Below are 20,189 nucleotides of genomic sequence, written 5' to 3'. Positions count from 1 at the left end.
CTTCCTGTGACGCAAGTTGTAACTTCTTATGCTCGTAGATTCCCATTGCCACCTTGATCGCCTCGACCTCGCCGCCCACAACGGCTCCCTGGACGCTGCCCTCGACGCTGCGCGTCAGCGTGGCGTCGGGCACTTCCTGTGCATTGGCGTCAGCGCCGAGAACGCCGCCGACGTCAAGGCCCTGGCCGAACGCTATGCCGATGTGGATTGCTCGGTGGGCATCCACCCCCTGGACCTCAAGCCCGGTGAAGCCCCGGCCCTTGAGTGGCTGCTGGACGAACTCAATCACCCGCGGGTGGTGGCTATTGGCGAGACCGGCCTGGACTACCACTACGAGCCGGAAGCCGCCGAGTTGCAGCAAGCCTCGTTCCGCCTGCACCTGCAAGCGGCGCAGCAGACCGGCAAGCCGGTGATCGTGCATACCCGCGGCGCCCGCGCCGACACCCTGGCCTTGCTGCGCGAAGCCGCTCTGCCCCAGGCGGGTGTGTTGCACTGTTTTACCGAGGACTGGGAGATGGCCAAGGCGGCCCTCGACCTGGGGTTCTATATTTCCTTGTCGGGCATCGTCACCTTCCGCAACGCCGAGGCCCTGCGGGACGTGGCGCGCCAGGTGCCGGCCGATCGCTTGCTGGTCGAGACCGATTCACCCTACCTGGCGCCGATCCCCCATCGCGGCAAACCCAACCTGCCGGAATATGTGCGGGATGTGGCGGATTACCTGGCAATGCTGCGCGGCGAGTCGGTGGAGCGTTTTGCCGAGCAGACCACCGCCAACTTCAAGCGTCTGTTCCCGCTGGCCCACGTTCGCTGAATCCCAGGCAAAAAAAACCCGGGTTCTGGGGGGTGAATCCGGGCTAAGACCATTAGGAGTAAACAAGGATACGCGGTCCGTTGGTACCCATATCGGTGTGTCACTTGGGGGAGATGTCACACCGACAGATGAAGTATTGATCAGTATCCCGTGCAGTCCAGCCGCTTCTGGTCGTTTTTTAAACAGATTTGGAATACATCCGCTTCGCTTGAGTTCTCATGGGGCGGCAGTACATCGTGCGAATCTATGCTTTATTTCTGACCGATAGCGCCTGATTCGTTGGCGTGCTGTAAGTTTAGTGTATGGGTTGTTCATATAGACGTTGCCCAACGACCGTGCAGTCGGGATAATCCCTCGCACCGGGTAAAACGTTCCGTCATCGGCACGCTCATCCCTTCCAATACTGACCTCTGCAGACCTCTTTCTATGCACAAAGAACCCCGTAAGGTCCGTGAGTTTCGCCGCCGTGAGCAGGAAATTCTCGACACCGCGCTCAAATTGTTCCTCGAACAGGGTGAAGACAGCGTCACCGTCGAGATGATTGCGGATGCCGTGGGTATCGGCAAAGGCACGATCTATAAGCACTTCAAGTCCAAGGCCGAGATTTACTTGCGCCTGATGCTCGACTACGAGCGCGATTTGAACGAGTTGCTGCATTCGGCCGATGTCGACAAGGACAAGGAAGCCCTGTCCCGGGCGTACTTTGAGTTCCGCATGCGTGACCCGCAGCGTTACCGCCTGTTTGACCGCCTGGAAGAAAAAGTGGTCAAGGGCCACCAGGTGCCGGAAATGGTCGAGGAACTGCACAAGATCCGTGCCTCGAACTTCGAACGCCTGACCCTGCTGATCAAAGGCCGGATCAGCGAAGGCAAGCTGGAAGACGTGCCGCCTTACTTCCATTACTGCGCCGCGTGGGCGTTGGTGCATGGCGCCGTGGCGCTGTACCACTCGCCATTCTGGAGCAATGTGCTGGAAGATCAGGAAGGCTTCTTCCAATTCCTGATGGACATCGGCGTGCGCATGGGCAACAAGCGCAAGCACAGCAGCGACCAGCCTAACCCCGAGACGCCTGCCACCTAAGGCATTCATCCGGGCAATGGCCGGCTGATTTACTGCCGTATGTGATAACCCAGGAATATACTCAGGCAAGGACCTTGCTAAAATCTGATTTATGAGTCAGGTTTTAGCGCGCCCGAATTATCCTCTGCCGGAGTGATCCATGATCGTTGATCGTCAAGGCAGGCGTTTTCGCAATTTGCGGATCAGCCTGACCTCAGCCTGCAATTACGCCTGTACCTACTGCGTGCCCAACGGCAAGCGGCTGGTGGCTGCGCAGGACGAACTCTCGGCCGAGGCCATGGCGCGTGGCGTGGCCTACCTGATCGAGGCAGCGGGCATTGATCGCCTGCGGATCACCGGCGGCGAGCCGCTGGTCAGCCCCAAGCTCGAAACCTTTATGCAGGCCGTCGGGCAGATGGGCTTGAGTGATATCAGCCTGACCACCAATGGCCAGTTACTGGCGCGCAAGTTGCCACTGCTGGTGGATGCCGGCATTCGTCGTATCAACGTGTCCCTCGACACCCTGGATGCCGATGCCTTTCGCGGGATTGCCCGGGGCGGCGACCTGGCCACGGTGCTTGATGGCATGGACCAGGCACGTGCGGCGGGGATCAAGATCAAGGTCAATATGGTGCCGCTGCGCGGGCAGAACCTCGACCAGGTGATGCCGCTGCTGGAATATTGCCTGGCGCGCGGTTATGAACTGCGTTTTATCGAGTTGATGCGCATGGGCCACCTGGCTAGCGACTCCAACGCCTTCCTGCAGCAATTTGTCAGCCTGCAACAACTGTTGAGCCTGATTGGCGAACATCACGAATACCTGCAGGCCGACGCCCCGGTGGATGCCACGGCCGTGCGCTATGAAATTCCCGGCCAGGGCCACTTCGGCGTGATCGCCAATGAAAGCGTGCCGTTTTGCCGAACCTGTTCACGCCTGCGTCTGTCTTCCACAGGTTGGCTGCACGGCTGTCTGTCTTCGAGCAACCGCCACTATGTCGGCGACTTGTTGGACAAGCCGCGTCATCAGGCCTTGCCGGCGTTACAGGGCTTGCTGGTCAAGGCCTTGGGCGATAAGCAGGAAGTGGCGTTTTCGGGCGGGGCGACGGTGATGAAGATCATTGGCGGCTAGCCAGGCAAGCTGGCGCAAAATCTGCATCTCGTGCCCATTCGCCGGTTTTCCGTCACCGGCCTCTGGAGGATAGGATGCGTAGTCTGGTTTTGTTGCTGGCGTCGTTTGCGCTGGGTGGCTGCATGACAGTCAGCGATATGGCCGAAGGCACTCGCTATCAGATGAGCGATGCCGGTTTGCTGGACCACAGCGACACACGTCGTTCCAACTCGGTTCGCATTCAGCCCGATTCCTTTGTGTTTATCGCCCAGGGTGCGTTCACGCCGCCGGGCAGTGCCTACCCGCGACCCAATGTGGTGGCCGAAGAAGCCTTCAACGGTTTTATCGAATACTTCCCCATGGTCCGCCGCGCCCGCGCCCCGGAAGGTTTGGAGCAGGCCATGGCCGAAGCCCGTGAAGCAGGTGCCCATTACCTGTTGTACACGCGGTTCGCCAAGGCTGATGATCGCATTGGCAATGCAGATGAATGGGCCGACCAGGAAGCCCTGGACCGGCTGGGTGTCGACAGTGGCGTGATCCAGATTATGTTGATCGAGACCAGCACCCAGTATTTGATTGATACTGCACGGATCCGCAGTCGTGGCGGTTTACTGACGTTCCACGACAATAAACCCGAAGATTTGCTTGGCCCACCGTTGCGGCAGTACGCCCGCAGCCTGCTGGGCATGAGCGACCAGTAATTCAAAGGAGAACAGCATGACGGGTTCGGCCAAGGCCAATGATTTGTTGGCACAGTTGCCCAAGGGCAAGGGACCGGCTCCGGTTCATCTGTGGAACCCGGATTTCTGTGGCGATATCGACATGCGTATCGCCCGCGACGGCACCTGGTACTACCTGGGCACCCCCATCGGGCGTAAACCGATGGTCAAGCTGTTCTCCAATATCATCCGCCGCGATGGCGATGATTACTTTTTGATCACTCCGGTGGAAAAGGTCGGGATCAAGGTAGATGACGCGCCATTTGTGGCGGTGTCGATGGAGGTCGAGGGGCAGGGCGAAAGCCAACTCCTGCGGTTTACCTCCAATGTCGAAGACGTCATCGAAGCCGGCCCCGAACACCCGTTGCGGGTGGTGATTGATCCGCAGACCCAGGAACCGTCGCCCTACGTGCGGGTGCGCAACAACCTTGAAGCACTGGTTCATCGCAACGTGTTCTACCAGATGGTGGAGCTGGCGGTGACGCGCCTGATCGATGGCGAGAGTTGGCTGGGCATCTGGAGTGGCGGGGTGTTCTTTCCGATAGGCCTGGAACCCAGGGATTGATACCGGCGTGACGCAGAATATCTACGATACCCCAGCCTTTTTCGCGGGCTACAGTCAAATGGGCCGCTCCCTGCAAGGGTTGGCAGGTGCGCCGGAATGGCCCGCGTTGCAGGCGTTGTTGCCGCTGATGCAGGGATTGAAGGTGGTGGACCTGGGCTGTGGTTATGGCTGGTTCAGCCGCTGGGCCCAGGAACAGGGCGCCGAACAGGTGCTGGGGCTGGACGTCTCACAGAAGATGCTGGCGCGGGCGAAGGAAATGACTTCATCCTCGGCCATTACTTATGCCATTGCCGACCTCGAGCAGCTTGATCTGCCCGATGCGGCTTATGACCTGGCCTACAGCTCGCTGGCCTTTCACTACATCACCGATCTACCCGGGCTGTTTGCCCGTATTCATAAAGCCCTGAAGCCGGGAGGACGGCTGGTTTTCTCCATCGAGCACCCGATCTTCATGGCGCCCCGGCAACCGGGCTGGCAGGTCGATGAGCAAGGGCGTAAAAGCTGGCCGCTGGACAGTTATCAACTGGAAGGGCCACGGGTCACCGACTGGCTGGCCAAGGGTGTGATCAAGCAGCACCGTACCCTGGGCACGCTGCTCAACATGTTGATCAAAGCAGGCTTGAGCCTGAGCCATATTGAAGAATGGGGCCCGAGTGCCGCGGACCTTGTGGCCCGGCCAGAGTTGGCGGAGGAGCTGGAGCGGCCGATGATGTTGCTGGTGGCTGCGCAACGCCCAACGCTGTAGGTGATGCCTGGCGAAAGGGCGAGCACTGCGCACTCAAGCGCAGCCTCGCCAGGGCTCGACAGCCGCTACGGCTGGCTTTCCAGCTTGCGGGCGGCGTCCACGCCAGAGGCCGTCAGTTTGATCGGCAGGTGCAGCGCGTGTTCGCCGGCCTCGTTGCAGGTCACGTGGCCTTCCTTGATCAGTCCACGCTCCTGAAGAGTGGCCAGGGTGCTGGCCACGATTTTTTCGCCCCGGTAGTTATCCAGCACCTCCTTACCCAAACCGTTCGGGTGCGCGTGCAGCAGGCGGGTGAGGACTTCTTTCTCCAGGTTTTTATCGACGTTCATGCATACCTCTTCAGGGTCAGTGGTGGGGTAGTGTTCGTCTGTCGGTCAAGGGGTCAAGGTTGTTTCGGTGCGCCGGGCAGGTTGTCATCGTTGCCGCTCGGAGCGGCGTTCTTGCCGGGGCCGATCTTGCCGTTCTCCACATCGGTACCCAGGCCCTGGCGGTTGCCGTCATTGCCTTGGGTGCGTGGGTCGGCACCGTTCTGGATGATGGCTCCGCCATTGGTATCCAGGCCGGTGCCCATGGAGTCTTTGCTCTCTTGGGTGGCAGGGTTGGGCGGGCTGCCAATCGGGTCGGTCTTACCGGTGGAAGGGTCGGACGCGGCGAAGCTGCCTAGAGATACCGCAGACAGCAACCCGGCGAGGGCGAGGGCAGTCACTTTGGAAGTATTCATGGTGGAGCCTCCATAGGAATAAAGTCCTTACCTTAGGTTGGTCTGCCCGCCCTTATTGTTGGTGCCTGGATCACGACGAACGGTGTCAGCTCACCTGTAAGATTTTGTGTTTGGCAACCCGGCGCCAGATCAGGCGCGCCAGCGTAATCAGCCAGTTGAGCAAGGCGATGCCCAGTACGCTCGCCAGTAGGGTCGGTACGCCTTGCTCGACGATCAGCTTGCCGGCCAGCAGCGGGAAGCCGAAGACGCCTATAAAGTACGACAGGCTGAACAGCAGCAAGGCCTGGGACGTGCTGGCGTTCGGCGCTTCATTGGCGGCCAGGCCGTTGATCACCGAATAGGTCAGGCCGTAACCGACCCCCAAGGTAACGGCCGCCAGCAAGTAGCTGAAGCTGTCATGCACGCCGAAGCTCAACAGCAGGATCGACACCACCATCAACCCAGACAACACACAGGCCGACCAGTACGCATCGCGCCTGACCACAAAGCTGGCAATCAATAAACGACTGGTGATTGCCGCCCCCATGAAGCCCAGAAAGAACAGCGAATAATCCAGCCCATGGCGTGCCGCGTAGCTGGTCTGGAAACTCGACAGGCCGCCAAATACACAGCCGCCCAGGCCGACCATGATGATCGCGAACACCGCCTTGGAGCCCAGCACACGCCGGGTGCTGGCCCAGGAGATTTTCGAGACGGCGCCGGCGCCCAGCGAGTTGGGTTGTTGCTGGAGATGGCTGCCCAGGCGCCAGAAGATCAGCACGCCCACGAGGCTTGCGAGGGCCGCGATATAAAACGCGGTTTCCAGGGGCAGGCCCAGGGCGCTGGCCGCCCGTCCCAACAAGGGGCCCGAACCGATGCCGGTCATCATGCTGCCCGACAGCCAGGCGAAATATTTGGCTCTTTGGCTGGGCTGCACCAGCATCGCCACGATGATCGGGCCCAGGGTATAGAACACGCCCCAGCCCAGCCCGAGGGCCAGGCCGAACAGCATCAGGCCCTGGCCAAAACCCGGCGTCAGGGCAAAACCCAGGCAGGCGGCCACCAGCAGGCTCCCCAGGCAGGCAATCGCGCGTGCGGCATCCAGGGCGTCGGCCAGGTGCCCGGACACAATCACCGCGATAAACGTACTGAGCATCGCCATGGAGATCACGCTGCCGGCGTCATGCTCGTTGCCGCCTCTGGAATCAATCAGCAGCGATAACAAAAACGTCGAACCGTACGACAGTGACAGCAGGTAGCTGGCAAGGCACAACAAGGCGAAGAGCTTTCCGCCAACCGGAGCAGTGGGGTGCATGGGCGAACCTGGGCGTCTGTTGGATTTATGACGGACTTTTTACCATGCGCTACCGCCCGGTTTGTTCTGTGGTTACCGGTGCCAACATTGCTGCAGGACGGAGTAATCACCTGCATAAAACCCTGCAAGCGGTCATCAAAGGGCCTTAGTATGTGTCCTTTCTTTTTTAGCCGCAGGCCTGTTCATGACCATCGAGATTCGTCCCGCCGTGCCCAGCGATGCTGCGCAGATCCTGACCTTCATCACTGAACTGGCCGAGTACGAAAAAGCCCGCCACGAAGTGATCGCCAGCGTGGTGGACATCGAGCGCAGCCTGTTCAGCGAAGGCGCTACTGCCCATGGCCTGATCTGCCTGCGTGATGGCTTGCCGATTGGTTTTGCGGTGTTTTTCTTCAGCTATTCCACCTGGCTGGGCAGCAACTGCCTGTACCTGGAAGACCTGTATATCAACCCGGAGCAGCGCGGCGGCGGGGCGGGCAAGAAGTTGCTGCGCCACCTGGCCAAGATCGCCTATGACAATGGTTGTGGGCGCTTTGAATGGAGCGTGCTGGACTGGAACGAGCCGGCCATTGCCTTCTATAAATCCATCGGTGCCCAACCCCAGGAAGAATGGGTGCGGTACCGCATGGAAGGCGACGCATTGCGCGACTTTGCCCAGGGCTGAGATCGGCCCTGTCTTGAGGCCTGGCATTTGCCATAATGGCCGCCGCTTTCGCATTTCTAGATAGGTCCTACATGCAGGAAAACCCACCCATTCCCGCCAAAGACCCCGCGCCCACGGGCACCCAGACCCTGCTGCGCGGCCTGGGCGTGGTGCAGGCGGTGGCGGCCGGCGCGCGTGACCTCAAGGAAATCGCCCGGCGCATCGGCACCACCCGCAGCACCACCCACCGCCTGGCCAGTTGCCTGGTGGATGAGCGCTACCTGCGAGTGGTGCCGCAAGTCGGTTACCTGTTGGGACCGAAGCTGATCGAGCTGGGCTTCCAGGCGCGGGACGAGCTGCCGCTGGTGACGCTGGCGATACCCTACCTGGACGAGCTGTCGGCGCTGACCGGCGACACCATCCACCTGGCGATCCGCGAGTTCGACGATGTGCTGTACCTGCACAAGAACCCCGGGCGCAATGGTCCGGAAATGCGTTCGCGGGTCGGTCACCGCATGCCCCTGGCACGTACCGGGATCGGCAAGGCCTTGTTGCTCGATGACTCGCAAGAGGAGTGGCAGCGCCTGTATCAGGTCAGCTTGCCGGTAGGCGGGAAAAACCTGCACTGGCCGCAGCACCCGGAGCAATCCTGGGAGCAGTTTGAGCAGCGTATGCGTGAATACGTGGCGGGTGGCTATGCATTCGACCTGGAAGACAACGAGCCGTCGATCCGCTGCGTCGCCGCACCGGTGCGCGATGCCAGCCGGCGGATTGTCGCCGGCATCAGCATCGCCAGTACGGTGCCCTACATGCCGCTGGAAAAAATGGCCGAGCTGATCCCCCTGGTCAAGCAGGTCGCAGCGCGGCTGTCCGCAGAGTTGGGCGCGAAGGCCTGATCAGGCCTTCAAGGTGGCCATGTCGATCACGAAGCGGTACTTCACGTCGCCCGCAATCATGCGCGCATAGGCTTCGTTGATCTGGCGGATATCGAGCATTTCGATGTCGCAGGTAATGCCGTGCTCGGCGCAGAAATCCAGGACTTCCTGGGTTTCGGCAATGCCGCCGATCAGCGAGCCGGCCAGGACTTTACGGCCCAATACCAGCTTGGCGGCATTGACCGGCGGGTCGACCGGTTCGATCAAACCTACCAGGATATGCACGCCGTCAAAGCGCAGAACATCGAGGTAGGGGTTCAGATCGTGCTGCACCGGAATGGTGTCCAGCAGGAAGTCGAAGCTGCCGGCGGCGGCTTTCATCTGCTCGGCATCGGTGGACACGATCACATGATCGGCACCCTGGCGTCGGCCTTCTTCTGCCTTGTTCGCCGAGCGGGTGAACAGCGTCACTTCGGCGCCCATGGCCTTGGCGAACTTGATGCCCATATGGCCCAGGCCGCCCATGCCGAGAACCCCCACCTTGTCGCCGGCCTTGACCCCGTAGTGCTTGAGTGGCGAGTAAGTGGTGATGCCCGCGCAGAGGATCGGCGCGGCGCTGGCCAGGTCGAGCTTGGCCGGGATCTTCACCACAAAGTGCTCGCTGACCACGATGCTGTCGGAGTAGCCGCCCATGGTGTTGCTGCCGTCTACCCGGTCCGGGGTGGCGTAGGTCATGGTCGGGCCTTCGAGGCAGTATTGCTCCAGGTCCGATTTGCACGCTTCGCAGTGGCGGCACGAATCCACCATGCAGCCCACGCCGACCAGGTCGCCAACCTTATGGGCGGTGACGCTGGCGCCGACGGCAGTGACCTTGCCGACAATCTCGTGGCCCGGCATCAATGGGTACACGGCGATGCCCCATTCGTTGCGCGCTTGGTGGATGTCGGAGTGGCAGACGCCGCAGTACAGGATTTCGATCGCCACGTCATCGGCGCGTGGGCTACGGCGCTCGAAGGACATGGGGGCGAGGGGAGTGGTGGCCGACTGGGCGGCATAACCGATGGCAGTGTACATGGTGAAAACCTCGCAAAAGCGTGGACGGGAGAGGTGGCGAATTCTGCGCGTCGACCCTGTGGGCGAACATGGCAAATGCTCCGAGTCTCATGCCTATTCGTCCGGGAGTGCCCGTGGATTGGATTCATTGGTCGCCAGACCTGCGATGATGTTCCTATCCCTTTTTCGCGAAGTTTTTTGCCATGTTGTTGACCCGCCATCTTGATGCCAACGCCACGCTGGTTTCCTTGATTGAGGGGCTTACGCCCTGCGACGGTTTTTCCCCGACCCACCTGGCAGGCGTGCAGGTGCTGCGCGCCAGTTGCGACGTGGCGCGCGGGCCGCAGATCTACGAACCGAGCCTGATGTTCGTGGCCCAAGGCAGCAAGCTCGCCTACCTGGGCCCGCGCACCCTGGAGTATGGCGCCGGGCATTACCTGATCCAGGCGATGCCGGTGCCGTTCGAGTGCGAGACGTTTGCCATGGCCGCCGATGCCCCGCTGTATGGCGTGACCGTAGGCATTGATCGGGTGGTGCTGGGCGAATTGGTGATGGCTATGGGCATGCAAGCCGGCCCGCCGCCGGCGGCGCAGACCTTGGAGTCGATGAGCTCGGTGGTGCTCGATGACGCGATGCGCGGTTGCGTCGAGCGGCTGTTGCAGTGCCTGCACGATCCACTGGAAGCCCGGATCATGGGGCCGGCGCGGGTGCGGGAATTATTGTTCACCGCCTTGCGCGGGCCACAGGCCGATGTGCTGCGGGCCCTGGTGGAACAGCAGGGGCAGTTCTCGCGGATTGCCACCTCATTGAATCACCTGCATGCCCATTACGCCGAACCGCTGAACATCGAGACCCTGGCCGGTTATGCGCATATGAGTGCGTCGACGTTTCATGAGCATTTCAAGCGCTGCACCCTGCTGTCGCCGGTGCAGTACCTCAAGCGCTTGCGCCTGCTCAAGGCCCAGCAGTTGTTACTGGCAGAAGGCATGGGTGTGGCGCAGGCGGCGCATAACGTGGGGTATCAGAGTACGTCGCAGTTCAGTCGGGAATATAAGCGCTATTTCCTGCGCAACCCGGGTGAAGAGCGAGCGGCATAGATGATCGTTCCCACGCGGAGCGGGGGAACGAGCAGGCAAGCCCACATTGACTCGAGTCGCCCATAAAAAAGGCTCCCATTTGGGAGCCTCAGTTGGCTTACATATTCGGGTAAGTCGGCCCACCCGCGCCTTCCGGCGTCACCCAGGTGATGTTCTGCGAAGGGTCCTTGATGTCACAGGTCTTGCAGTGCACACAGTTCTGGGCGTTGATCTGGAAGCGCTTCTCGCCGTCTTCCTGGGTGATCACTTCGTACACGCCAGCCGGGCAGTAGCGTTGCGCCGGTTCATCGTAGAGCGGCAGGTTGGTGCCGATCGGGATGCTCGGGTCCTTGAGTTTCAAGTGGCACGGCTGTTCTTCTTCATGGTTGGTGCTGGAGAGGAACACCGAGCTCAGCTTGTCGAAGCTCAGCTTGCCGTCGGGTTTGGGGTAGTCGATCTTCTGGCTGTCCTTGGCCAGCTTGAGGCAGGCGTAGTCCGGCTTGGTGTCATGCAGGGTGAACGGCATTTTGCCGCCGAGGATGTTCTGGTCGAACCAGTTGAAGCCGGCACCGATGATCGGGCCGAACTTGTGCATCGCCGGGCCGAAGTTACGGGTGGCGAACAGTTCCTCATAGAGCCAGCTGGCTTTGAAGCTGTCGACGTAGGCCGTCAGTTCATCACCGCCTTCGGATTCGGCGAACAGACGGTCAGCCACGGCGTCTGCGGCGAGCATGCCGGACTTCATGGCGGTGTGGCTGCCCTTGATCTTGGCCACGTTCATGGTGCCCAGGTCGCAACCGATCAGGGCGCCGCCCTTGAATACCATCTTCGGCAGCGAGTTGATGCCGCCCTTGGCCAGGGCGCGGGCGCCGTAGCTGATGCGCTTGCCGCCTTCCAGGTACTGGGCCAGCACCGGGTGATGCTTGAGGCGCTGGAACTCATCGAACGGCGACAGGAAGGTGTTGCTGTAGGACAGGTCGACGATCAGGCCTACGACCACCTGGTTGTTTTCCAGGTGATAGAGGAACGAACCACCGGTGTTCTCGTTGCGCATGATGTCCAGCGGCCAGCCGGCGGTGTGGACCACCAGGCCTGGTTGGTGCTTGGCCGGGTCGATTTCCCAGATTTCCTTGAGGCCGATGCCGTAGTGCTGTACGTCGGCATCGCTGTCCAGGTTGAAGCGCTGGATCAGTTGCTTGCCCAGGTGCCCACGGCAGCCTTCGGCGAACAGCGTGTACTTGCCGCGCAGTTCCATGCCTGGGGTGTACAGGCCTTCTTTGGGATGACCTTCACGGTCGACGCCGAGGTCGCCGGTGATGATCCCGCGCACTACGCCGTTTTCGTCGAACAGTACTTCCTGGGCCGCGAAACCTGGGTAGATTTCCACGCCCAGGTTCTCGGCCTGCTGGGCCAGCCAGCGGCACAGGTTACCCAGGGAGATGATGTAGTTGCCTTCGTTGTGCATGGTCTTGGGCACAAAGAAGTCAGGCACCTTGGTGGAGGTGTCGCTGCTGCGCAGTACATAGATGTCGTCGCGCACCACCGGGGTGTTGAGTGGAGCGCCCAGTTCTTTCCAGTCCGGGAACAATTCGTTCAGGGCGCGTGGTTCAAATACGGCGCCGGACAGGATATGTGCGCCGACTTCCGAGCCTTTTTCGACCACGCAGACGCTGATTTCCTTACCGGCTTCGGCGGCCTTCTGCTTCAGTCGGCAGGCGGCAGACAGGCCCGACGGCCCTGCGCCGACGATGACCACGTCGAATTCCATGTATTCGCGTTCCACAGGCTATCTCCTACTCAAGGCTCAACAGTTTTTTTTCTAATGGGTGGAGGTTCGGTGTTTTATCTGCCGTCTTCTGCGCCAATTTCTTACAAAAGGGCAGGGGACGACCCACCTTTCTCTCTAGGTGGCGCATTATATCTACACCACTCTCAGCGTCCAATACAAACGTTTGTTTGAATTGCCCGCGAGCTAGGTAAATCAAAGCAACGCGGCTTATATCTGACCATTTTGCTGTATTGACCGGAAAAGGTGTTCCGGTCAATATACGGTCGGTTTTGCGCTTCTCGTAGGCGGACTGCCGGTTTCAAGGCCACGTCCAAAGACAAGGCACTGCTCATGCAGGTTGACGCGCACGTAATGCTGGCGCGCAGTTTACACGTTGCAACGATGAATGACTTGTCAGTCACCCCTGACGAACGGTCTTTATTATTGAGTACGTGCAACGTTACCTGTCATGAAGGCCTGCGTTTTTAGAGGTGCCCTTGTGCGCCGTTGAGCATCTACCGCCAGGTTTATCCGGGCGGCTTCCTTTTCACCGGAGAGTAACGAGGAATCCATGAAGGTTCTTGTAGCTGTCAAACGCGTTGTCGATTACAACGTGAAAGTTCGCGTCAAGGCGGACAATTCCGGCGTCGATCTGGCTAACGTCAAAATGTCGATGAACCCCTTCTGCGAAATCGCCGTGGAAGAAGCCGTACGCCTGAAAGAAAAAGGTGTCGTGACTGAAATCGTCGTCGTTTCCATCGGTCCGACCACTGCTCAAGAGCAGCTGCGTACCGCCCTGGCCCTGGGTGCCGATCGCGCGGTTCTCGTCGAATCCGCTGAAGAGCTGACCTCGCTGGCCGTGGCCAAGCTGTTGAAAGCCGTTGTCGACAAGGAACAGCCGCAACTGGTGATCCTCGGCAAACAGGCCATCGACAGCGACAACAACCAGACTGGCCAGATGCTGGCTGCACTGACCGGTTACGGCCAGGGCACCTTTGCCTCGAAAGTCGAAGTCAGTGGCGACAGCGTTGCCGTGACCCGCGAAATCGACGGCGGCGCGCAGACCGTTTCCCTGAAACTGCCAGCCATCGTCACCACCGACCTGCGTTTGAACGAGCCGCGTTATGCGTCCCTGCCAAACATCATGAAAGCCAAGAAGAAGCCGCTTGAAGTGCTGACTCCGGATGCTTTGGGCGTTTCCACCGCCTCTACCAACAAGACCGTCAAAGTCGAAGCGCCAGCTGCACGCAGCGCGGGTATCAAGGTCAAGTCGGTGGCTGAACTGGTCGAGAAACTGAAAAACGAAGCGAAGGTGATCTGATCATGACTATCCTCGTAATCGCCGAACACGATAACAAGGTGCTGGCCCCGGCCACCCTGAACACCGTGGCTGCCGCTGCGAAAATCGGTGGTGATATCCACGTGCTGGTCGCTGGCCAGAATGTGGGTGCCGTGGCTGAAGCCGCCGCGAAAATCGCCGGTGTGAGCAAAGTACTGGCCGCTGACAACGCTGCCTACGCTCACCAGTTGCCGGAAAACGTTGCCCCTCTGGTTGCAGAGCTGGGCGCTGGCTACAGCCACATCCTGGCTGCCGCCACTTCCAACGGCAAAAACATCCTGCCGCGCGTCGCTGCGCAACTGGACGTTGACCAGATCTCCGAGATCGTTTCGGTCGAAAGCGCCGACACGTTCAAGCGCCCGATCTACGCCGGTAACGCCATTGCCACCGTGCAGTCCACTGCTGCGGTCAAAGTGATCACCGTCCGTGCCACCGGTTTCGACCCGGTTGCCGCTGAAGGTGGTTCGGCTGCCGTTGAAGCGGTGGCTGCCGCGCACGACGCTGGTACTTCCAGCTTTGTTGGCGAAGAGCTGGCCAAGTCCGATCGTCCTGAACTGACCGCTGCCAAGATCGTCGTTTCCGGCGGGCGTGGCATGCAGAACGGTGACAACTTCAAACACCTGTACGCCCTGGCCGACAAGCTGGGCGCTGCGGTCGGCGCTTCCCGCGCGGCTGTTGACGCAGGTTTCGTACCCAACGACATGCAGGTCGGCCAGACCGGCAAGATCGTTGCGCCACAGCTGTACATCGCGGTCGGTATCTCCGGCGCGATCCAGCACTTGGCCGGTATGAAAGACTCCAAGGTGATCGTTGCGATCAACAAGGACGAAGAAGCACCGATCTTCCAGGTGGCGGATTACGGCCTGGTTGCGGACTTGTTCGAAGCTGTACCTGAGTTGGAGAAGCTGGTCTAAACCAGCCGCTTCACTTATAAAGAGCCCGGTCTTATGACCGGGTTTTTTTTGCACGCCACTCTTGATCGGGAAACACGCCATGGAACTGCGTCGCTGGACTGTACTGCTGGGCCTGTCACTGCTGCCGACCGTGTCTATCGCGGCTGGCAAATGCGAGCGCCTAGTGGTGACCGGCAGCCCGGATGCGCCGCCCTACCTGTGGCGTGACCCCCAAGCCCCCACCCACCTGATCGGCGCGAATGCCGATGTGTTGCAACAAGTGGCCAAGGAACTGGGGCTGAAAATCGACCTGCTGTACGGCGGCAAGCGTTCCCTGGCCCTTGAAGAAGTGCGCAGCGGGCGCATGGACATGCTGCTCGACGCGCCGCTGAACGTCAGTGAACTGGAGACCCTGGACTACATCCACCCGGCGCTGATGCAGGCCGATTACCGGGTGTGGACCCGCGTCGACTCGCCCCTGGTCTACGCCAGCGCGGCCGATTTGCATGGCCACAAAGGTGCGGTCTCAGAGCGGGCGCGCCTTTCCCCTGAGTTTGAAACCTTTGCCAGCGAGCACCTGACCCTGGAACGCGTGCCAACCTTGACCCCGGCCTTGCAGAAACTGTTGCTGGGTGAAGTGGACTACGTGCTGGCGGGACGTTACTCCGGCATGGCCATGGCCCAGACCCTGGGGATGAGCAAAGACTTGCTGGCCCGTGAGCTGCCGATTGATCAGCCGGGGCTGTTCCTGGCGATTTCCCACAACTCTGCCTGCAATGATCCGTGGTTGCGCGGACAGCTCGCGAAAAAGATGACAGAATTGGCCGCGTCCGGTCTGACGGAAGCCGCGTTGCAGCGCAATATCGAACGCTGGAAGACGCAGTTGCAGCAACCCGTCGGTACCTCAACAAAGTAGGGATTTTTAGTGACTATTCGACCTCTTTTCGCCGCCCTCGCCGTAGTAACGCTGGCGGGCTGTGCCGCAGATCCTGCGCCGAATGAGCAAATGCGCCTGACCCAGCAAGCCCTGGAGCAAGCCGCCGCCGTGGGGGCCGTTGCTGACGACGTGCCCGAGTTGAAACTCGCCGAAACGAAGCTGGCCCAGGCCAAGGCCGATATGGCGGATGAATCCTACAAGGATGCCCGCATGCTGGCTGAACAGGCCGAACTGGATGCCCGCCTGGCAGAGGCACGGGTGCTGACGCAAAAAAGCCAGGAACAGTTGAATGTCCTCGACACCCGTATCACCCGCCTGCGCAAACAGCTGGGAGATGCTCAATGAACCGTCTGACCTGTGGGCTGCTATTGAGCAGCTTGGTGCTCGGCGGCTGTGCCAGCCACCCCAATAGCGACACTGCGTTGCAACAGGCCGGCAGCGACTTCCAGAAGGTCAAGGAAGACTCCAATGTATTGCGCATCGCGCCCAAGGACGTGATCCGCGCCGGTGAGTCCCTGGCCCGCGCCGACCGTCTGTCCAGCTACTGGGGCAGTGGTGGCGACGTGGTGCATTACGCCTACCTGAGCCAGCGCTACAGCGCGATTGCCCGGGAACATACGCAACTGGTGCTCAACGAAGAACGTGCCGCCAAACGCGAACTGGAGCGCCAACGCCTGCAACTGGCGCTGCGCGAGGCCAAATTGTTGAGCGTGCAACAACAGGGCAAGTGGCTCGAAGAGCAGATCGCCAGCCTGACCACCACCCAGACCGATCGTGGCCTGGTGATGACCCTGGGCGATGTGCTGTTCGACACCGGCCAGGCTGAACTGAAAAACTCCGCCAACCGTACAGTGCTGAAGATCGTGCAATTCCTGCAACTGAACCCCAAGCGCGTAGTGCGGATCGAGGGCTATACCGACAGTACCGGCGGCGAGCAGGAAAACCTCAAACTGTCCCGTGACCGGGCACAGGCCGTGGCGGATGTACTGGTTGACCTGGGCATTGATGACAAACGCATCCAGGTGGAAGGTTATGGCGATCAGTACCCGGTGGAAGTGAATGCTTCCGAACGGGGGCGGGCGCAGAACCGGCGTGTGGAGATTGTCTTCTCCGATGACAAGGGCCAGCTCGGCGCCGCGCGCTGAACCTCAGTTCTTGTGGGCGCCGACTTGCCTGCGATACAGGCGACGCGGACTTTCAACTGAACCGCAGCGATGCCATTGCAGGCAAGCCAGCTCCCACAGGGAATAGGCTGTGTGTCTCGCCCCGTAACCCGATCCTCGATCGGGTTTTTCATGCCCGCCATTGCGTGCTCAACCCCTACAGTTTTTTCTATCACTGCCGCCCGTCCTCGACTATTGTGGCAACTGTCCCCGTACACTTCTAAACTGTGCCGGTATGTTTCACACAAAAATAAAATACCCGTGAAATCGAGTGCTGCGTCATGACCAATCTCTTGCTTTACCAACGTATCGCCCAGCAATTGGCTGAGGATATCCGGCGCGGTGTCTATCAACCGGGTGAGCGCGTGCCTTCGGTGCGCAAGATGAGCTCCCAGCTCAATGTCAGTCATGCCACGGTGTTGCAGGCCTACGCCAATCTCGAGGATCAGGGGTTGATCCGCGCGCGGCCGCAGTCCGGGTATTACGTGCACCAGACCCCGGCCCTGACCGCACCGACGCCGGATATTGCGCGGGTCGAGCGCCCGGGCCTGGTCACACGCAGCAGTATCATTCAACAGGTCTTGGTCGAGTCCCGTCGTGAAGGAGTGTTCCCGCTCGGCGCCGCCGTGCCCAGTGTCGATTACCTGCCGGTACGCGCGCTGCACCAGCAACTGGCCAAGGTCACGCGCTTCCAGAGCCCACGGGCGTTCAGCTATATGTTCAGCCCGGGCTTTGAGCCGTTGCGGCGCCAGGTCGCGATTCGCATGCGCGATGCCGGCGTGGTGGTCGACCCGTCTGAAGTGGTGATCACCCACGGGTGTGTCGATGCGTTGCAGATGTCCTTGCGCGTGCTGACCCGTCCCGGCGACCTGATCGCTGCCGAGTCCCCCACCTATTACGGCCTGTTGCAACTGGCGGACTTGCTCGGCCTCAAGGTCATCGAGATCCCCAGCGACCCGGCCACCGGCATGAGCCTGGAGGCCCTGCAACTGGCGGCCAACCAATGGTCGATCAAGGCCCTGGTGCTGACCACGCGCCTGAGCAATCCCCTGGGCGGCACCATGCCCGAAGAGCGGCAGAAACAGTTGCTGCGCCTGGCCTCGGATTTCGATATCCAGATTGTTGAAGATGATATCTACGGCGAATTGATGTTCGAATTGGGCCGCACCAAGGCCCTCAAGGCGTATGACCGCCTGGACCGGGTGATCTACTGCTCGAGTTTTTCCAAGACCCTGTCCCCCGGCGTGCGCATCGGCTGGATGATTGCCGGCAAATACCAGCAGGAGATCCAGCGCCTGCAGATGTTCAGCACCCACTCGGCGTGCAGCGTCACGCAGATGGGGGTGGCGGCGTACCTGGAGAACGGCGGTTACGACCGGCACCTGCGCTACATTCGCCAGGAATACCGCAAGAACCTCAGCGCCTTCCAGTTGGCGGTGCAGCAGTATTTCCCCGAAGGCACGCAGATGAGCCGACCGACCGGCGGTTTTATCCTGTGGGTCAGCCTGCCGGGCAGGGTCAACACCCAGGAACTGCACGTGCGCGCCCTGCAGCAGGGCATCAGCATTGCGCCGGGGCTGATCTTCAGCAATACAGAACAGTTCAACCACTGTATCCGGCTTAATTGCGGTACCCCGTGGAACCGTGAAGCCGAGCGCGCCTTGATGACCCTGGGCATGCTGGCCAACCAGTTGTGCCAGGAGGCGGCGAGCGGGTTTTGAAGGGCCAAAGACGGGCATGAACGGTAGGTGGCTAATCACCGCGCTTGTCATGCCGCGCTCAACAAGCGAGCATATGGCCTTCTGCCGTTAATGCTGTAGGCGATATGACTTATATTTTTCCTGCCGCGCTGTTGATCTGTCTGGCGGGCCTGTGCAACGCCACGCCTGTACTGGCAGCACCTGCCAGTGCGCCGATCGTGCTGGCAGCCGCTGAACAAAAGCCGGCCCCGGCTAAAAAAACGGTCCAGGCGAAAAAGCCCGCCCCGGTTAAAAAAGCCGCCAAGGTGAAAAAGCGCGCACCTACCGCCAGCAAATCCAAGTCGGCCCGTGAAGTGGCCCAGACCAAGCTGGCGCCTGCACAACTGGACCTCAGTCTGCCCCAGGAAATGGTCCGCCATCTGCAGCCCCTTGGCACCATGCCGCAACCTAGAAACGTACCGTTGTTGCCGCCGATGTTTGATGAGAAGCCGGTCGATAACAGTGCATTCCAGATCAACGGGCGTTTGCTCAGCAATGAAATGCAGTTGCAAATGCGCAATGAAGAGCGACGCGACGTTGAAGGCGCGGCTCTGGATTTTGAATTCAAGAATTAATCTTCCCCGCAAAGTGACCTGATCCACTGACCTTCTGTCGCAGACTGGTCGGTCACTTTTGTTTTCTGCGAAAAACCCCTGTTAGACCATTTTAAAACGGATGTTTTAGGGCGTACTCTAGCCCGGCCATCAACACTATGTCGTCGAGGACCTGTTGGTCATGAAATGCCGTGAAGGCTGTGGCGCCTGCTGTATAGCCCCCTCCATCAGTTCGCCGTTGCCCGGTATGCCTAATGGCAAACCCGCAGGCGAACGCTGCCTGCATCTGTCGGTCGAACAGCTGTGCCAATTGTTTGGCCAGCCGGAGCGGCCTGCGGTGTGCGGTGCCTTTGCGGCAGATCTTGAGGTCTGTGGTAGTAGCCAGGAAGAAGCGATCAGGTTGATCGGCTGGTGGGAGCAGATGACGGCGGCTTAGTGGGCTTTAATGTCAGAACTTCAACAATAAGGAATACACCAATGGGTTCGCTGAAACGAATGGCTGTGTTGTGCGGTTTTACGGTGTTGTTTGCGGCTGCTGCACAGGCAGAAGAGTGGCAGGTTGCCAAGGATGAAGAAGGCATCAAAGTTGCCTTGAGTGAAGTGGCTGGCTCCAAGTACAAGGCTTATCGCGGCGTTACTGTGATCAAGGCGCCATTGGCCAAGGTCCAGGCCCTGCAGGACGATGTCGTCGGTGCCTGTAAGTGGATTCACGAATGCAAGTCGCAGAAGTTGCTCAAGAAGGAAGGCGACAAGAGCTGGACCTACACCCAGTTCAAGGCGCCGTTCCCGGTGACCGATCGTGACTCGATCCTGGAAATCACCACCACCCAGGCTGCCGATGGCAGCGTGACCCGCAAGCTGCTGGAAGTACCCACCTATCTGCCGGAAGAGAAGGGTTATGTGCGTGTGGCCCAGGTAGAAGGCTTCTGGAAACTGGTGCCCAAAGGTGCCGACCAGACCGAAGTGACCTACCAGGTCCACACCGAGCCAGGCGGCAGCGTGCCTTCCTGGTTGGCCAACAAGTTTGTGGTTGAAGCCCCCTTCAACACCTTGAAAGCCCTCAAGGCAGCGGCCGAGAAGCCGTAAGCCCAACCGATCAGGTGCCTCCTGCCTTGAGTGGAACGATCGCC

23 protein-coding genes are annotated in these 20,189 nt (G+C 60.2%); 18 read left to right on the top strand and 5 right to left on the bottom strand.

The genetic code is table 11. The annotated features are described in order from the left end of the window. Positions 1-28 precede the first annotated feature (28 nt). The 6 genes from HU773_RS20410 (at position 29) to HU773_RS20385 (ending at position 5,007) form a co-directional block, all read left to right on the top strand. On the top strand, positions 29-811 hold the full coding sequence (locus tag HU773_RS20410; protein ID WP_120733904.1) for a TatD family hydrolase: 783 nt from the start codon (positions 29-31) through the stop codon (positions 809-811). Positions 812-1,237: 426 nt separating this feature from the next. Further along, positions 1,238-1,891 (top strand): TetR/AcrR family transcriptional regulator, encoded by a 654-nt coding sequence (locus HU773_RS20405; protein ID WP_057439597.1) that lies wholly within the window; start codon positions 1,238-1,240, stop codon positions 1,889-1,891. A 139-nt stretch (positions 1,892-2,030) separates the two neighbouring features. Beyond that, complete coding sequence (locus HU773_RS20400) at positions 2,031-2,999, top strand: GTP 3',8-cyclase MoaA (protein ID WP_057960389.1); 969 nt, start codon at positions 2,031-2,033, stop codon at positions 2,997-2,999. A gap of 74 nt (positions 3,000-3,073) precedes the next feature. Next, a complete protein-coding gene (locus tag HU773_RS20395; RefSeq protein ID WP_057439595.1) occupies positions 3,074-3,679 on the top strand; it encodes a DUF4823 domain-containing protein in 606 nt (201 codons plus the stop codon). Positions 3,680-3,695: 16 nt separating this feature from the next. Next, entirely contained in the window at positions 3,696-4,262 is a 567-nt protein-coding gene (locus HU773_RS20390; protein WP_057439594.1) for a DUF1285 domain-containing protein, read from the top strand. 7 nt (positions 4,263-4,269) lie between these two features. Continuing rightward, entirely contained in the window at positions 4,270-5,007 is a 738-nt protein-coding gene (locus HU773_RS20385; RefSeq protein WP_057960388.1) for a class I SAM-dependent methyltransferase, read from the top strand. A gap of 65 nt (positions 5,008-5,072) precedes the next feature. On the opposite strand, the gene HU773_RS20380 is transcribed toward HU773_RS20385, so the two are convergent. The 3 genes from HU773_RS20380 to HU773_RS20370 all read right to left on the bottom strand — a co-directional run bounded on the left by HU773_RS20380 (position 5,073) and on the right by HU773_RS20370 (position 7,019). Continuing rightward, complete coding sequence (locus tag HU773_RS20380; protein ID WP_057960387.1) at positions 5,073-5,333, bottom strand: hypothetical protein; 261 nt, start codon at positions 5,331-5,333, stop codon at positions 5,073-5,075. A gap of 53 nt (positions 5,334-5,386) precedes the next feature. Then, on the bottom strand, positions 5,387-5,725 hold the full coding sequence (locus tag HU773_RS20375) for a hypothetical protein (protein ID WP_057439593.1): 339 nt from the start codon (positions 5,723-5,725) through the stop codon (positions 5,387-5,389). A gap of 85 nt (positions 5,726-5,810) precedes the next feature. After that, positions 5,811-7,019 carry an MFS transporter gene (locus tag HU773_RS20370; protein ID WP_186625661.1) on the bottom strand — a complete coding sequence of 403 codons (1,209 nt, stop codon included), beginning with the start codon at positions 7,017-7,019 and terminating at the stop codon, positions 5,811-5,813. A 184-nt stretch (positions 7,020-7,203) separates the two neighbouring features. Between HU773_RS20370 and HU773_RS20365 the strand changes: the two genes are divergently transcribed. Beyond that, the gene (locus HU773_RS20365; protein WP_057439591.1) at positions 7,204-7,683 is read left to right on the top strand and encodes a GNAT family N-acetyltransferase; all 480 of its coding nucleotides are present in this window, start codon (positions 7,204-7,206) and stop codon (positions 7,681-7,683) included. A gap of 71 nt (positions 7,684-7,754) precedes the next feature. Next, positions 7,755-8,558: an IclR family transcriptional regulator gene (locus HU773_RS20360; protein WP_115128745.1), complete on the top strand. Its 804-nt coding sequence runs from the start codon at positions 7,755-7,757 to the stop codon at positions 8,556-8,558. Here the strand turns inward: HU773_RS20360 and HU773_RS20355 are convergent, their stop codons facing one another. Continuing rightward, positions 8,559-9,611: an NAD(P)-dependent alcohol dehydrogenase gene (locus HU773_RS20355; protein ID WP_057444959.1), complete on the bottom strand. Its 1,053-nt coding sequence runs from the start codon at positions 9,609-9,611 to the stop codon at positions 8,559-8,561. A 182-nt stretch (positions 9,612-9,793) separates the two neighbouring features. On the opposite strand from HU773_RS20355, the gene HU773_RS20350 reads away from it, so the two are divergent. Next, positions 9,794-10,687, top strand: a complete 894-nt coding sequence (locus HU773_RS20350) for an AraC family transcriptional regulator (RefSeq protein ID WP_057439589.1) — start codon at positions 9,794-9,796, stop codon at positions 10,685-10,687. 97 nt (positions 10,688-10,784) lie between these two features. Here HU773_RS20350 and HU773_RS20345 read toward each other — a convergent pair whose 3' ends face one another. Continuing rightward, positions 10,785-12,449, bottom strand: coding sequence for an electron transfer flavoprotein-ubiquinone oxidoreductase (locus tag HU773_RS20345; RefSeq protein WP_115128743.1), 1,665 nt, complete (start codon positions 12,447-12,449; stop codon positions 10,785-10,787). A gap of 556 nt (positions 12,450-13,005) precedes the next feature. On the opposite strand from HU773_RS20345, the gene HU773_RS20340 reads away from it, so the two are divergent. From HU773_RS20340 to HU773_RS20300, 9 genes are all read left to right on the top strand, one after another. Beyond that, positions 13,006-13,755, top strand: a complete 750-nt coding sequence (locus tag HU773_RS20340; protein ID WP_057960382.1) for an electron transfer flavoprotein subunit beta/FixA family protein — start codon at positions 13,006-13,008, stop codon at positions 13,753-13,755. Positions 13,756-13,757: 2 nt separating this feature from the next. Further along, positions 13,758-14,687, top strand: coding sequence for an electron transfer flavoprotein subunit alpha/FixB family protein (locus HU773_RS20335; RefSeq protein WP_057960381.1), 930 nt, complete (start codon positions 13,758-13,760; stop codon positions 14,685-14,687). Between the two features lie 79 nt (positions 14,688-14,766). Continuing rightward, positions 14,767-15,582, top strand: a complete 816-nt coding sequence (locus HU773_RS20330; protein ID WP_057439586.1) for a substrate-binding periplasmic protein — start codon at positions 14,767-14,769, stop codon at positions 15,580-15,582. A 9-nt stretch (positions 15,583-15,591) separates the two neighbouring features. Beyond that, entirely contained in the window at positions 15,592-15,948 is a 357-nt protein-coding gene (locus tag HU773_RS20325) for a DUF4398 domain-containing protein (RefSeq protein WP_057439585.1), read from the top strand. Then, positions 15,945-16,748: an OmpA family protein gene (locus HU773_RS20320; RefSeq protein WP_057960379.1), complete on the top strand. Its 804-nt coding sequence runs from the start codon at positions 15,945-15,947 to the stop codon at positions 16,746-16,748. Before HU773_RS20325 ends, HU773_RS20320 begins: the two co-directional genes overlap by 4 nt. Positions 16,749-17,047: 299 nt before the next feature. Then, a complete protein-coding gene (locus HU773_RS20315; RefSeq protein WP_057960378.1) occupies positions 17,048-18,487 on the top strand; it encodes an aminotransferase-like domain-containing protein in 1,440 nt (479 codons plus the stop codon). A gap of 104 nt (positions 18,488-18,591) precedes the next feature. Continuing rightward, positions 18,592-19,080, top strand: a complete 489-nt coding sequence (locus tag HU773_RS20310) for a translation initiation factor 2 (RefSeq protein WP_115128740.1) — start codon at positions 18,592-18,594, stop codon at positions 19,078-19,080. Positions 19,081-19,240: 160 nt separating this feature from the next. Then, on the top strand, positions 19,241-19,495 hold the full coding sequence (locus HU773_RS20305) for a YkgJ family cysteine cluster protein (RefSeq protein WP_076961156.1): 255 nt from the start codon (positions 19,241-19,243) through the stop codon (positions 19,493-19,495). Positions 19,496-19,536: 41 nt separating this feature from the next. After that, positions 19,537-20,145, top strand: a complete 609-nt coding sequence (locus HU773_RS20300) for an START domain-containing protein (protein ID WP_057439582.1) — start codon at positions 19,537-19,539, stop codon at positions 20,143-20,145. The last annotated feature ends 44 nt before the right edge of the window (positions 20,146-20,189 follow it).

This window comes from Pseudomonas shahriarae, from assembly GCF_014268455.2.
GTDB lineage: Bacteria > Pseudomonadota > Gammaproteobacteria > Pseudomonadales > Pseudomonadaceae > Aquipseudomonas > Aquipseudomonas shahriarae.
The sequence above is the reverse complement of the archived record's forward strand: the minus strand, read 5'-3'. Positions and strand labels throughout refer to the sequence as shown.

Coding starts and splice junctions, on each gene's coding strand:
- HU773_RS20300 (WP_057439582.1), top strand. CDS start 19,537: ATGGGTTCGCTGAAACGAATGGCTGTGTTGTGCGGTTTTACGGTGTTG.
- HU773_RS20355 (WP_057444959.1), bottom strand. CDS start 9,611: ATGTACACTGCCATCGGTTATGCCGCCCAGTCGGCCACCACTCCCCTC.
- HU773_RS20340 (WP_057960382.1), top strand. CDS start 13,006: ATGAAGGTTCTTGTAGCTGTCAAACGCGTTGTCGATTACAACGTGAAA.
- HU773_RS20330 (WP_057439586.1), top strand. CDS start 14,767: ATGGAACTGCGTCGCTGGACTGTACTGCTGGGCCTGTCACTGCTGCCG.
- HU773_RS20315 (WP_057960378.1), top strand. CDS start 17,048: ATGACCAATCTCTTGCTTTACCAACGTATCGCCCAGCAATTGGCTGAG.
- HU773_RS20360 (WP_115128745.1), top strand. CDS start 7,755: ATGCAGGAAAACCCACCCATTCCCGCCAAAGACCCCGCGCCCACGGGC.
- HU773_RS20350 (WP_057439589.1), top strand. CDS start 9,794: ATGTTGTTGACCCGCCATCTTGATGCCAACGCCACGCTGGTTTCCTTG.
- HU773_RS20310 (WP_115128740.1), top strand. CDS start 18,592: ATGACTTATATTTTTCCTGCCGCGCTGTTGATCTGTCTGGCGGGCCTG.
- HU773_RS20390 (WP_057439594.1), top strand. CDS start 3,696: ATGACGGGTTCGGCCAAGGCCAATGATTTGTTGGCACAGTTGCCCAAG.
- HU773_RS20370 (WP_186625661.1), bottom strand. CDS start 7,019: ATGCACCCCACTGCTCCGGTTGGCGGAAAGCTCTTCGCCTTGTTGTGC.
- HU773_RS20305 (WP_076961156.1), top strand. CDS start 19,241: ATGAAATGCCGTGAAGGCTGTGGCGCCTGCTGTATAGCCCCCTCCATC.
- HU773_RS20375 (WP_057439593.1), bottom strand. CDS start 5,725: ATGAATACTTCCAAAGTGACTGCCCTCGCCCTCGCCGGGTTGCTGTCT.
- HU773_RS20335 (WP_057960381.1), top strand. CDS start 13,758: ATGACTATCCTCGTAATCGCCGAACACGATAACAAGGTGCTGGCCCCG.
- HU773_RS20380 (WP_057960387.1), bottom strand. CDS start 5,333: ATGAACGTCGATAAAAACCTGGAGAAAGAAGTCCTCACCCGCCTGCTG.
- HU773_RS20410 (WP_120733904.1), top strand. CDS start 29: ATGCTCGTAGATTCCCATTGCCACCTTGATCGCCTCGACCTCGCCGCC.
- HU773_RS20320 (WP_057960379.1), top strand. CDS start 15,945: ATGAACCGTCTGACCTGTGGGCTGCTATTGAGCAGCTTGGTGCTCGGC.
- HU773_RS20365 (WP_057439591.1), top strand. CDS start 7,204: ATGACCATCGAGATTCGTCCCGCCGTGCCCAGCGATGCTGCGCAGATC.
- HU773_RS20395 (WP_057439595.1), top strand. CDS start 3,074: ATGCGTAGTCTGGTTTTGTTGCTGGCGTCGTTTGCGCTGGGTGGCTGC.
- HU773_RS20400 (WP_057960389.1), top strand. CDS start 2,031: ATGATCGTTGATCGTCAAGGCAGGCGTTTTCGCAATTTGCGGATCAGC.
- HU773_RS20405 (WP_057439597.1), top strand. CDS start 1,238: ATGCACAAAGAACCCCGTAAGGTCCGTGAGTTTCGCCGCCGTGAGCAG.